Here is a 14,173-nt window from a genome sequence, read left to right as displayed (position 1 = left end):
GAGCCGTCGGCTGAGGTAGCTGTTACCTCAACAGTGGCCTTGTGATTGGTCAGCAAACCTGACTCGTAATCAACATTGCCTGCTACGCTTACAACACCCGTAGATGGATCTATTGTAAACCAGCCGTGGAAATCATCGCTTAGTGAATAAGTTACAGCATCGCCATCACCATCTGTTGCAAAGGCTGTTAAACCAAGGGTAGTACCAACAAGTGCATTTTCAGAAACCTCATTGGCCTGTGCTGTATTAGAATCTGTTAATGCATTTACCCCAGTGCGGTTCACAACAATTTTTCCGGCAACCTGATTGGATTCCAGGTTTTGAGGATCTGTTGCCACAAAATTTACGATAACATCAGAACCACTGTCACTTGCAAAATTTGTTGTTGGCGTAAACACAACATTTGTTGTTGCATTAACAATTCCATTTGCAGGCAGAATACTTCCATTTGTAACTGATTTAATAATAAATCCTGATGTGAGGTCATCAACATCATCTATATCTGTTTTTGCAAGTAAATCAGAAAAGGTGAAAGTATATTGTGTATCTTCGTTTATTGTTGCCAAAATGTTATTTGCATCAAGAATACCATTAATTACAGGTGGCTCATTCGCCTCATTAGTTATTGTAATATCTAAAATATATTTTTTGATGGAAAACGCTTCTCCATCGTATACCTTGAACTCTATTTTTGTTGGAAAGGAAGCAGATGGAGAAACATTAGCTGACATGTAGCTAAGCAAATTCAGATCGGCAAGAGTAAGAATATCAGTAGGATTTCCACTAACAGGAGCAATTTTTTGTTCGCCGACATCAAATTTTCCATTGGCATTCCTATCAACAAACAAATTACCTTCTGATACACTGTATATTCTAACCCCTGTAAAAGGATCGTTATCAGGATCAGAGTAATTGAAGTCATTTTTTAATCTTTTTACAAGATTTACTTTAACAGATATTGGATCCGGATTGGCTACCGGTGGCCTTTTTTGATAGGCAAGTCCCAACCTGAAATAAAGTTCACCCCCGGGCACTGAAATATATTGGTTTCTTAAATCAACTGTTGAGTTCATCTTTTGATTTGGTGTTCCGTAGGTAGTCGGATCGCAATCATATTGATCCAATATACCATCTTTGTCATCGTCTACCGTCCATGATCTTTCTACATAGTCCAATAAACTCTCATCAACATCATCAACACCGTCATCGTCGGAATCAGTATCCAGGTAATCAGCCGTATTGTCAGAATCGGTATCGATTGCACTTAATCCATTACTACCATAAGCAATATCTACACCATTTGCAGCAACTGTACCAGATGGAGGAGTGTAAGCCAAAGTAGTCTGTGCTTCAATATTATCAGGTATTCCATCGTTATCAGAATCCAGATCCAAAAAGTTTGGTATTTTATCATTGTCTGTATCCAGGTAGTTATCGGCATTCTGTCCGTTGGAAAAAGGATTTATACCTCCATTTTCCTGTGTATTACAAATGCCATCTCCATCAGCATCGTCATCAGCATAATCCAAATGAGTATCTCTGTCGGTATCAACAGGTGCATATTGGTTAGGACAGCCCGCTCCGTCGTTACGGTAGCTAGTATGCACCTTATAAAAACCAGGAACTGAAACATCAGAAATTCTAATTTTATAGATATAACCACTACCATTATGAAAAGCAAACAAATAACCTTCTTTAGTAATCCATAATGAACCAAAACCACCATTAGGAACATAACCATATAAAGCAGGAAGCGGACCTTTGTCGACAACCGTACCATCCTTTGAAATTTCGTAAAGGCGTCGGTTTGATATGGTATAAAATTTACCTGTGGTAGGATTAAAAACAATATCACTGCGAGAACTGGTAAAGTATGTTGAACCAATTTTCATTGGAATTATTGAAAGCAGGGTATTGCTTGCAATATCTATTTTACACAAACTACTCCCAATCCTGGTCGTAACATACAAGTAACCATTTTCATCAAAATCACCCGAATTCGCATCTATGCTATAGCCCGGAATATTATTAAGAAAAGGATATTCCCAGGAACCATCCGGTTTTAGCTTAATAATTCTCTGATGGTTTATTCCGTAAATAAATCCATCTTTAGGATTGTAACCATAGGCATTTGTCCCATATGGTACAAAACTAATTTGATTGTAGGTTTGATTTACACCATCGTATTTCAAAAATCTATCTTCGGAAATCTGGAAGAAACCAGATTGACATGGAAATGAAGTTTGCGAAAAAACTGATGAGAAGTTTGAACACAATAAAATCAGGAACAGCAAAATTTGTAAAAAGAAATTTTGCTTTATGCGGCTATAAAAAATCTTGTGTAAAAATATTTTCATATTAATTTGATGTGATTTTGGTTATTTTTTTTAAAAAATCATGTTGTTTTAACATATAATCGTACTGGTTAAGAATCATCTTGGAAAGGTGATTCTAATTGAGAGTTTATATGATAGAATTTTGCTTTTTAAAATGTACCTGACATTAACATCCCCAACAAACATTATGATTTATCCTTTAACGCTTTTTATTAGTTTTTAATTGAGAATCTTATCAACTATTGGAGGAGGTAAAATGTCTTTTATTTGTTACCAATTGTATTTAAACCGTTATGAATAAATTTATCTTTTAGATTAAAATCTTTACAAACAGGGGATCAAAAGCAAACAATCGTGCTCTCACATGCATCCTATGCCCCTTTTACTTTACTGCATATCACACTCTAACACAGCATGATGCAAAACAAAGGAAGTAAATTCCCATTAAAGCAACCAATATCAACCCCTAATTATCTTAACTGCTTATTTTCTGGATTTTAAACAAGTACACATATGCTTTTTTAGTGGTTTTCATATGCTTATTTTTTTCAGCATTATGCATATGATAAGGTTGGATGAAAAAATTTTTGGAAGTCTATATGGTAGAATTCGATATTACATTCTGTTCAAATTTTAAGCCTAATTTTCATTTAAACTTGTTACCCATTGATGATAAGCTGCAAGCAAATACATTACTTGGTTTGTTAGCGGTTTGCATCATTTTTTCAAGGAGACTGCTGGCATCAAATAACACTTTTCAAAACTTAAATCTTATTTAACATCTAAATTCATTCCGCAGTAATCACCATCATGTAAATTCTCTCTTGCTGTATTTATTTTTTCTATATAAATAGGGGAGTTTTGAGCGCTTATAATAATATATAACTACATTATCTTATATTATTTACAATATCATAATGTGAGATATAGATTGTATGAATGAGTGCAAACAAGAGATCAAAAGCAACGAAATTTATGAGGACTGAAATTCTTATTCGGAGTTGATTGAAATATAAAAAATTATATTTTAAGTAAAAGATAAGCTTGATAAACCTATTTATCTGTTAATTTGCTACTTAACTTATCTTAACATTGTGTTTTATCCTAAAAAATAAATATAGCGTCATAAAACAAGAGAGAATAGACTTAAAATACTTGTATCACACTTATACTCCGACATTTTATTTGAGGCATACTGAGATTTTATTTTTTTCGATTTTAATAGAATAATTTCAATATTTTATTTAGACCAAAAGTTTTTACAGGCTTTCAACTAAGTTTTATCATATCCTTATCTGCAAAGGAATTCTACATTTCAAAAGAGTTTTCCTTACTAGCTATGGTTTATCTTTAAAGAATGAATAAATCCCTAAGGATAATCAAATAGAAGAGTAATGTTTAAGAAATTGTTTTGCCCTCAATTTCCCCAGAAAAAAAAAGCAATCTTCTGAAAAAACAGAAAATTGCTTTTGTAAGTGGTACCCAGGGCCGGGATCGAACCGGCACGGGTTGCCCCACTGGTGTTTGAGACCAGCGCGTCTACCAATTCCGCCACCTGGGCATTGCTTTTGAATGCGATGCAAATATAGACCTTTGTTTGATTCTCGCAAAACAAAAACTGCATTTTTTTGAAAAAAATTGAATAAAAAAATCTCAGCACCTGCTTCGGAAAGCCCTACAAGTACTGAGATTCATATTTTTACACTCAAAATAAATCTTTCATTTGAGCAGCTTTTTTTTTGAAATTTTATTGTGGCATGCTGTATTCAAGGCCTGCTCCTGGTCCCAATGGCAATCCAAGAAGAATCCAAACCATCAAAACAATCACCCAAACCACGAAAAATGCAACCGAATATGGCAACATGGTGGCAATAATGGTTCCGATACCAGCATTCTTTTCGTATTTCTGGAAATAAGCAATGATTAAAGCAAAGAAACTCATCATCGGAGAAATTACATTGGTAACACTATCCCCTATTCGGTATACCACCTGCGACAATTCCGGAGAATAGCCCATCAGCATAAACATCGGGATGAAAATTGGTGCCATGATGGCCCATTTTGCCGATGCCGATCCCATAAGCATATTAATAAGTGCCGATAGAAGCACGAAAAGAATCATTAATGGAATCATCCCAATTTCGGCAGCCATAAGCGCTCCTGCCCCTTTAATGGCCATAATTACCCCTAAGTTCGACCATTTGAAATAGGCAACAAATTGGGCTGCAAAAAATACAAGTACATAGTATCCGGCAAGGGATTGCATCGATTTTGCCATTCCCTTCATGATATCTGCATCGTTTTTGAAAACTTTGGCTCCAAATCCGTATGCGATACCACATCCTCCTGCTCCTAAAAATAGCAAGGCTACTACCCCTTTAATTAGAGGAGAAGTTAAGAATCCACCATCTGCACCTCTAAAGAATCCATCTTCCGGAATCAATCCCCAAAGGGTAATGGCAGTCAGAAAAATCACTACATACAAAGCCCAACGCAAGCCTCTGCGTTCCAAATCGGTAATGTCATGAATTTCTTCCTTGTGTAAATCTGCATCTTTATATACACCCAATCGAGGTTCAATTAATTTATCGGTAACCAAAGTACCCACAATGGCAATTACAAAGGTAGAAGCCACCATAAAGTAATAGTTGGCGGTTGGATTTACCGTAACCGTAGGATCAACAATGCGAGCAGCCTCTTGCGAAAGACCCGCAATCAAAGGATCGATGGTTCCCAGGATTAAGTTGGCCGAGAATCCACCAGACACACCAGCAAAAGCAGCTGCCATACCAGCAATTGGATGTCGATCAACCGCTACGAAAATGATCCCTGCCAAAGGAATTAAAAGTACATATCCTACATCCGAAGCTGTATTCGATAAGATACCAGCTAATACCAATACGAAAGTTAGCATCTTTTTAGGAGCCGACAGTACCAGTTTGCGAATTAGCGTTCCTATTAAACCGCTACTCTCAGCGATACCAATCCCCAACATAGCAACCATTACAATTCCTAATGGAGCAAATCCGGTAAAGTTATCAACCATTTCTATCAGAATGCGATGCAATCCTTCAATGGATAATAGATTTACCACCTCGATGGTTTCTTTGGTACCTGGATGAACTGCCTGCCATCCGAATAGGGATGCCAATCCCGATAATAAAATTGCCATTACAGCAAAAATTGCAAATAAGGTAGCCGGATGCGGTAAGGCATTTCCGAATTTCTCCGTTACATTCAGAAACCTATCGGTCCAACTTCTCTTTTTCTCTACACTCTTCTCCATTTTAATCAGTTAAGGTTGGTTTTGTTTGTTGTCAATTCATGCGAAGCCACAAAAAAAGTGAAAAAAGAATTATACTGCAAGAAGAATTGTAAGCTTAACATTTTTGATTCTATATGAATTACAGTGGGTAATCAAAACAATTGCAAATAAGGTGAGTGATAATTTATTCCCTAAACTTCGATGTGCTCCAGCCGCATGGCTCTTACTTTTTGCATCGATCAAAAAGTAGGCAAAAAATCTAGGGCGTGTAAACTCAAACTATTTATACTTGAAAAATTTAAGTGCGGCGGCGTGATCTTCGAACAAGTTCTCAGCTTCCCCGTCTTACTAAAAATTTTTCTGCCTCTAATTAGCTTGACCTTCCAATGCCCACAATGGTAACTGCCCAAAATAAACGTCGGTAATAATAATCTTAAATATTACCTAATAATAAATGATACAGAGCCACATTTTTTATACCGGCATCAGTTTTTCTGCTTAAGAATCTCAACCTTAACTTCTGATTTTTAGTGCAAAACTTAATTTTAACAGCCACAGGCAGAACATTGACATCAGGATTTTCTATCTTAGTATAAAGATTATTGATTTGTAATAAACTGTTTCCCCAATTAAATTTGATAGAAAATCACACAAACAAAACTTTAACTGATATGCCTAACTTAACTACAAACTACCTGGGACTAGATTTAAAAAATCCAATTATTGTTGCCAGCTCTGGTTTAACTGATTCGGTAGAAAAATTAGTGGAATTAGAAGAAAATGGTGCAGGTGCCGTTGTTCTAAAATCTCTTTTCGAAGAAGAAATCATCATGGAAATGGAAGAACAAATGCATGCCATGACAAGTCGTCCTTACATTTATCCGGAGACTTTTGACTACATGCAGGAAGAGCCACATGAGGATATTCTTCGCAAGTACTTAAGATTGATTGAAGAGGCCAAAGCTGCCTTATCGATTCCTGTAATTGCAAGTATCAACTGTGTTAGTGCTGAAAAGTGGACCTATTTCTCGAGAGAAATTGAAAAAGCAGGTGCCGATGCAATGGAGATCAACTTGTTTGTTTTGCCAACTGATATGAACAGATCAGGCGAAGAAAACGAGAAAATTTATTTCGATGTTTTGAAAACCGTTAAAGATCAGGTTGCCATTCCTGTTTCATTAAAAATTAGTCCTTACCATTCGAACCTGGCCAATATGGTGAAAAAACTGGATGATATGGATGCTGATGGAATTGTAATGTTCAACCGTTTTTACAGTCCTGATATCGATATTCATAACCTGGGTATTACCAACGGACAGGTTCTTTCTCATTCTGATGATTACAAAAATTCATTAAGATGGATCGGAATCATGTCGGATAGAGTGAAGTGTTCATTGGCAGGAACTACCGGTATTCATACTTCAGAAAGCATTATCAAGCACATTTTGGTTGGTGCAGATGCCGTTCAGTTGGCTTCTGTTATTTACAAAAACGGACCAGAATACATTGATATTTTATTGAAAGAAGTATACTCCTGGATGGAAGACCAGGGATTTGAAAACATTCGTGACTTTAAAGGAAAGATGTGTCAGTCGAATGCTAATGATCCTGCAGCCTACCAAAGAGTTCAGTTCATGAAGCATTTTAGAAACTTCATTATGCACTAGAATCTTTTATTTTCATTTTAAAATACAGCATGCCCGAATCAATTTATTGGTTCGGGCTTTTTGTGAGTTGAATTCTTATAAAAGGCATATCAAATTCACACATCACCCCAAATTAATCTAAGCAATTAACTACCATTACTTTTATGTGATACTAAAAAAATCACCCTGTTTTAATTAAAACATTTACGCTTCCAGCCAGATGTTTCCCTTTTAGGGAACCGTAGCGGAGCGAAGCTCGTGAACACAATTGAAAATTGAGTTTAATGTGAACAAACTGTCTACAGACTAAAGGGTGAACCAGTAAAAAACGACCCTAAGCTACCCTTAAAATTTCTGGTCCTTCGAGCCCTTTGTGAAAAAACTTTGTGGTCTTCGTGGTTCCCTTTTTCAGACTATTCGACTATTGGAATATTCGACTTTGAACGATCAGGCAAATGATAAGTCAATTGAAATTAGTGAAGTAAGTATCGAATGAACATGAAATAAACTGATAAAAATCATTACTATTTAGATTTAGTTTTATTAAATTGTATTCTTCTCAAGTTTAACCCTTAATACCACAATAAATTCATAATCAAATGGAAATTACAACTTCACAAGAACTCAAAAAGAATTTCGGAGTACAAGAAACACTAAATCGACTAGGCATAGCAGATGTAAATGCCGGAGTATCAACTGGAACTGAATGGTTTGATTGTAAAGGAGATATCACAGAATCCTACTCTCCTATTGACGGATCGCTTATTGCGAAAGTTAAAAATGCCGATAAGGATGATTATGAAAAAGTTCTGGTAAAAGCTCAGGAAGCCTTTAAGGTTTGGAGAAAAATGCCAGCACCAAAACGTGGTGAAATCGTTAGACAAATTGGAAATGCACTACGCGATGCCAAAGAGGATTTGGGCAAACTGGTTACGCTCGAAATGGGTAAAATTTACCAGGAAGGCTTGGGCGAGGTTCAGGAAATGATTGACATTTGCGACTTTGCAGTGGGTCAGTCAAGAATGCTTTACGGATTTACCATGCATTCGGAAAGACCAGATCACAAAATGATGGATCAGTATCACCCTCTAGGATTGGTAGGTGTAATTTCTGCATTCAATTTCCCGGTTGCGGTTTGGGCATGGAATGCCATGATTGCTGCAGTTTGTGGTGATGTTGTAATTTGGAAACCCAGCTCGAAAGTGCCACTTTGTGCCATTGCCTGTCATAAAATCATTCAAAACGTATTAAAAGAAAATAACGTTCCCGAAGGTGTTTTCAGCCTGGTAGTTGCAAAATCATCGGTAATGGGAGATAATTTTATAGAAGACAAGCGTGTGCCGTTGATTTCGGTTACCGGATCGACTGCCATAGGTAAGAGAGTTGCCGAAAAAGTAGGTGCTCGTTTGGGAAGAACCATTGCCGAGTTGGGTGGAAACAATGCCATTATTGTTGCTCCTACTGCCGATTTGGATATTGCCATTCCGGGTATTGTGTTTGGATCGGTTGGGACAGCAGGTCAGCGCTGTACTTCAACCCGCCGTTTGATTATTCATGAAAGTATTTATGATGATGTGAAGAACCGTTTGCTGAGTGCCTACAAGCAAGTCAAAAGCAAAATTGGAAATCCGCTTGACGAAAACACTTTGGTAGGGCCAGTAATTGATGAAGGAGCAGTTGAGGTTTACCAAAATGCCATTGCAGAGGTGAAGAAAGCGGGTGGTACTATTGTATTTGGCGACAAAGTACTGGAAGGAAACTATGTATTACCAACATTCTGTGAGGTAGAAAACCATTGGCAAATTGTTCAGGACGAATCTTTTGTTCCTGTTCTGTACATCATGAAATACAGTACACTTGATGAGGCTATTGAGCTGCACAATAACGTTCCACAAGGTTTATCCTCATCGATATTTACCCTGAACATGAGAGAAGCACAAACCTTTATTTCTGCTGTAGGTAGCGATTGCGGTATTGCAAATGTAAACATCGGAACATCGGGTGCCGAAATTGGTGGTGCTTTTGGTGGTGAAAAAGAGACCGGTGGTGGTCGAGAATCAGGTTCAGATTCATGGAAGACCTACATGAGAAGACAAACCAACACCCTAAACTTTGGAACCGATTTGCCATTGGCTCAGGGAATCAAATTTGATTTGTAATTCAACCAAGACTAGATTTTCAACATTTAGCCTCGACTTTGGTCGGGGCTTTTTTGCATGAAAAACTCACGCTTTCACCAAGCAAAATCCTTAATTCACGAAATAAGCAGGCATTGATACAAAAGCCTTTCACATAATTTTTTAAACACTGCATAAATTCTTATTTTTGAAGCAACACTATACCTTGCATCTTTATTAAGTCCGAGTTCTATGCTGAGAAAAATACTTACCTCTTTCTTTATTGTTTTGCTTTTGGCAATCATCGTTTTAGGCTACCTATATCTTCAAAAACAAAAGGAATACAAAGGCGTCGATCCTTTTTCAGCAATTCCGGTAAACTCCGAATTAATCGTTCAATTTGAAAGTTTAGAACAACTCATCACAAAATTGGAGAACAATACAGGTGCCTGGAAAGAACTAAGCAAGTTCGAAAAAATTGCAAAAATTAACGAGAACCTTCAGTTCATAGATAGTTTGGCAGGGAACATTGGATCGGATCATCAGTTTACATTGGACCGATCGTTTACCATGGCCAGTCATTTGCAAGGAAAAAATGACATTGAATACCTATACATTCTCCCAATTCTGGATTATCTGGAAGAAAAGAAACTGAAAACTGCTGTTTCGAATTGGATTGGACCAGACTTGGTATTGCGTGAACGAAACTATCAAAACACAAGCATATACAGCATTCCTGCAGCCAGTAAAAAGGAAAAAGAATTGCACTTTACCTTCTCAAAAGGTTTGTTCCTGGCCAGTAGATCGATGCTATTATTGGAAAACTCTGTTCGACAGTTAAGTACCGATAATTCCATATCTAAAACCAAAGGATTTGAACAAATCAAACGAACCATAGGTAAAAATGTTGATGCAAATATCTTCTTGAATTTAAAGACTTTCCCAAAACAAATTTCCTTTTCATTAAACAAGGAACACAGCAAGTTCATTCGCAATTATACCAACATTGGAAACTGGACCGAGTTGGATTTAAGCTTCAGAAACAGAATCATCCTGATGAATGGATTTACCTATAGCGATCCAAATCAAGGAAACCTGATGAACCTGTTTTTACAACAAGAACCTGTAAAAATGGAAATGGAATCCATTCTACCGGCTACCACTGGTGTTTTGGCCGTGTTGGGTATCGAAGATCCTCTGTTACACAAAGGAAAATACCGCAAGTTTTTAGATCAGATGGGAAAACTTTCCGACTACCAGAAAGGCATTAATGATCTGAAAAAGAAAACGGGCGAAGATTTTGAAGAGATCATTTTCTCGATCATCTATAAAGAAATTGGATTGGCATTTGCAGAAGGAAATGCTGATAAAAAGTTTACTGTAATCCGCACCAAGAGCGCCAGTATCGCAAAAGAGAAGATGCTAAAACCAATTCTTGGTTTTGCAAAAAACCAGGAACGAACCCTATCCTACTACAAAAGGACTTACAAACTCGATTCTGAAACTTCTTTTGACATTTACCGATTGCCAGAAGATCGATTACCAGAAAAGTTATTTGGTAGTTTCTTTAGTGATGCCTCATCGGCTTACTTTACCTTTATCGATAACTATTTGGTAATGGGGCCAAGCATTAGTGCCCTGTCAGAATTTATCCAGGAATCTGTTCTGGGTAAAACTTTGGATAGCAACCAAAACTACCAGGAAAACAAAGAGTATCTATCGAATAAAGCAAATTTCTTCTTTTATACTTCAACGCCGAAGGCAAACCGTTTTATTACCAGTTTTCTAAGCGAGGAGCTTCAATCTGAAATACAAAACCATAAGGAAAGTGTAAATAAGTTTCAGGCAGTTGGCTTGCAGTTGAGCTCTAACAGAAACCTAATTTACAACAACCTGTTTATTGAATATGATCCGGTTCTGGAATCGGCACCGCAAACCGATTGGGAATCGAGAATTGACACTTGTTTCCGCCACAAGCCTTACCTGGTTAAAAATCATTATACCAAAGAGAATGAAATCTTTGTACAAGATATTCAGAACCAAATTTACCTGGTAAATCCAGCAGGAAGAATTCTATGGACAAAGCCTTTGGATTCTCAGATAATTGGTAAGGTGGAACAGATTGATCTATTTAAAAACAACAAGCTGCAATACCTTTTTGCAACCAAAAATCATCTGCACTTAATCGACAGAAACGGAAACTACGTGAAAAATTATCCGGTGCGACTAAAAGCGGAAGCTGCTCGTGGCATTGCCATTTTCGATTACGACAAGAACAAAAACTACCGCATTTTTATTCCTTGTAAGGATCAACGCGTATATGCTTATTCAAAAGAAGGTAAGATTATAAAAGGTTGGAGTCCTGCCAAGGCTGAGAATCCAATTACCTGTGAAATTCAACATTTTAGAATTGGTGGTAAAGACTACATCGTATATGCTGATAAATTTAGGGTTTACATCCTAAACCGTCGTGGTGTTGAAAGGGTGAAACCGAAAAAACAATTCTCTAAATCGGAGAACAATCCTTTTTACCTTGAGAAACAAAGTAATCGATTGGTGACTACCGATGCCAATGGAAGCATTTATTACATCTATTTTAATGGTAAAGTTGAATCAAAATCTTTCACTCAGTTGTCGGAAGCGCATTATTTTACAGCTGCCGATTTAAACTCCGATGGAAAGAACGAATATCTATTTGCTGATTACAATTTCCTTAAAATTTTCGATGCATCGGGAGATCAAAAGCTAGAGAAGAAATTCGATTCAGGAATTAGCTACAGACCTAATGTTTACAAGTTCTCGAGAAGAAAAATAGAAATTGGCATCTGTACCGAAAACGAAAACAAAATCTATTTAATTGATTTGAAAGGAAATAATCATTCCGGCTTCCCGTTAAAAGGCAATACCGAGTTTTCAATTGGCTTTGCCAAAGCGGGCAACAAATCGTTTAATCTGTATGTAGGTGATAATCGCAACTTCTTGTTAAACTATTCCGTACACTAGGCCGTTTGTCAATAATAATAACTAATTCATGTATAAGATCTTTTTCCTTACATGACTTAATTGCTATTCTGATCTGAATATAATTTAACATTAAAACTAGGGTTTTAGGTGTTGAATTCGGTTCAAAACTAATATTGTCTATTTAATTACATTACTATGATATCTAAATCACGATTTCTGATTCCACTCATTCTATGTGGACTATTGGCCATTACAACACAATCATGCTTCGATTCTGACGATTACGATATGGATCGCTTATCGGATAAAGTTGAATGGACTCCAAACATGATTGCTCCTGTTGGATATGGAACCTATACACTCTGGTACCTTCTAAACGAACACGAGTTGGATCCAAACGATCAAACCATATTTTTGGAAGGAAACAAACTTGTGATCAGACATCGCGAAAATGATATTTTTACTTATGCTGTAGATGATGTATTAGATTTTCCAAATCAGGTGAGTCAAAACCTTGGCATCGCAATTGGTACTTTCGCAGGGATTCCGCATGCATCGATCCCTACAAATCCAATACCTTTTTCAGAAACATTCTCTGTTGATGCCGGAGATCCTGATATCATTCTTTCTAATTTGCAGCTAAACGCAACTATCGATTTAAGCTTAACCAACCCTTTGGATACCGAAATTGATTTAACGGTTACATTTCCTGGAATTACTGAAGGAGGAAGCGTGGTGACTCGGACTTTTCGTGTAGGGGCTAATGCAATTAATCATCCGGAAAGCATTGCACTTAGCAATGCTACAGTCAATTTTAAAGCTCCGTACACTCCCAGTAACGAAGTTAACATTGATTTCTCTGTTTACATACGTGATAATGGAACTACAATCAGCGGAAATGGAGATGTTGGAGTCAATCTTAAAGTTCAAAACATTGACTTTTATACTGCATCAGGTGATTTTGGGACGCAAACAATTAACATAGGAACAGGTAGTATTGACTTGGGTGTTGATTTTTGGGATGATGTAGATGGTGAATACCGTTTTGCAGATCCGAAGATTCATGTTCATCTGCGCAATTCTGTTGGTGTTCCTTTTGCAATAAACGCAAACATCACTGGTTACAGCTCTAGCGGATTGAGTCAAAATTTAAATCCGGATGTATTGCAACCTGTTAATTATCCTAAAACCATTGCCGATGTTTTAGATACTCCTAATGAAGAAACCATTACTTACGATAAAAACAACTCTGACATTGTTGATTTAATGGCATTGCCTCCATCAGACAGGTTGGATTATTTTGGTAATGTTGACTTAAATCCTAACAATGTAGATATTGCTACTCAACCAAACATTATTAGTAATACCTCGAGAATTGATGCTGATATCGAAATTGAAATTCCTTTGGAGTTTACCGCAACAAACCTAACGCTTAAGGATACAATTGATGGTGTTGATATTGATGATGCCGATAAGGTAATGAATGCCGCAGTAGTAATTACAGCCAAAAATGGTTATCCACTTGATGTTACCGTTGAAAACATTCAGCTTACCGATGCAAGCTACAATGTAATTGATGAAATTAAAGACAATGAAGTAATTGATGCTGCTTCGGTTTATACTTCGGGAGCAAATGTTGGTGTAGTTGATCCAAATTCGATTAAAGAAGTTTCCCACGAAATAAAATTAACGCAAGCTCAAATTGCAAATCTTAACAAAACCGAAAACATCATTATAAATGCGGTTGTAAGTACCCAAAATGGAGGAATCCCGGTGAAGCTACAAGGCGATTACGAATTAAAATTCACCATATCGGTACAAGCACAACTTGACCTAAGCAACTAA

General features: G+C 36.9%; 6 protein-coding genes and 1 tRNA gene. 4 read left to right on the top strand and 3 right to left on the bottom strand.

Annotated elements, in window-relative coordinates; genetic code table 11:
- The 3 genes from NQ163_RS15910 to NQ163_RS15900 all read right to left on the bottom strand — a co-directional run.
- Positions 1-2,357: DUF6923 family protein (locus NQ163_RS15910; protein ID WP_268191320.1), on the bottom strand; the 2,357-nt coding region annotated here is incomplete at its 3' end.
- A 1,455-nt stretch (positions 2,358-3,812) separates the two neighbouring features.
- Positions 3,813-3,897: transfer RNA gene (locus tag NQ163_RS15905), tRNA-Leu, on the bottom strand.
- 186 nt (positions 3,898-4,083) lie between these two features.
- Positions 4,084-5,622 carry an AbgT family transporter gene (locus NQ163_RS15900; protein ID WP_268191319.1) on the bottom strand — a complete coding sequence of 513 codons (1,539 nt, stop codon included), beginning with the start codon at positions 5,620-5,622 and terminating at the stop codon, positions 4,084-4,086.
- Positions 5,623-6,272: 650 nt separating this feature from the next.
- On the opposite strand from NQ163_RS15900, the gene NQ163_RS15895 reads away from it, so the two are divergent.
- The 4 genes from NQ163_RS15895 (at position 6,273) to NQ163_RS15880 (ending at position 14,173) form a co-directional block, all read left to right on the top strand.
- Positions 6,273-7,268 carry a dihydroorotate dehydrogenase-like protein gene (locus NQ163_RS15895; RefSeq protein ID WP_120238160.1) on the top strand — a complete coding sequence of 332 codons (996 nt, stop codon included), beginning with the start codon at positions 6,273-6,275 and terminating at the stop codon, positions 7,266-7,268.
- 578 nt (positions 7,269-7,846) lie between these two features.
- The gene (gene amaB / locus NQ163_RS15890; RefSeq protein WP_268191318.1) at positions 7,847-9,406 is read left to right on the top strand and encodes an L-piperidine-6-carboxylate dehydrogenase; all 1,560 of its coding nucleotides are present in this window, start codon (positions 7,847-7,849) and stop codon (positions 9,404-9,406) included.
- A gap of 210 nt (positions 9,407-9,616) precedes the next feature.
- Positions 9,617-12,367 carry a DUF3352 domain-containing protein gene (locus tag NQ163_RS15885; protein WP_268191317.1) on the top strand — a complete coding sequence of 917 codons (2,751 nt, stop codon included), beginning with the start codon at positions 9,617-9,619 and terminating at the stop codon, positions 12,365-12,367.
- A 156-nt stretch (positions 12,368-12,523) separates the two neighbouring features.
- Positions 12,524-14,173, top strand: a complete 1,650-nt coding sequence (locus NQ163_RS15880) for a hypothetical protein (protein ID WP_268191315.1) — start codon at positions 12,524-12,526, stop codon at positions 14,171-14,173.

Origin of the sequence: Marinifilum sp. D737, from assembly GCF_026672275.1 — a bacterium.
Classification (GTDB): Bacteria; Bacteroidota; Bacteroidia; order Bacteroidales; family Marinifilaceae; genus Marinifilum.
This window is presented reverse-complemented; position numbering and strand designations above follow the sequence as displayed.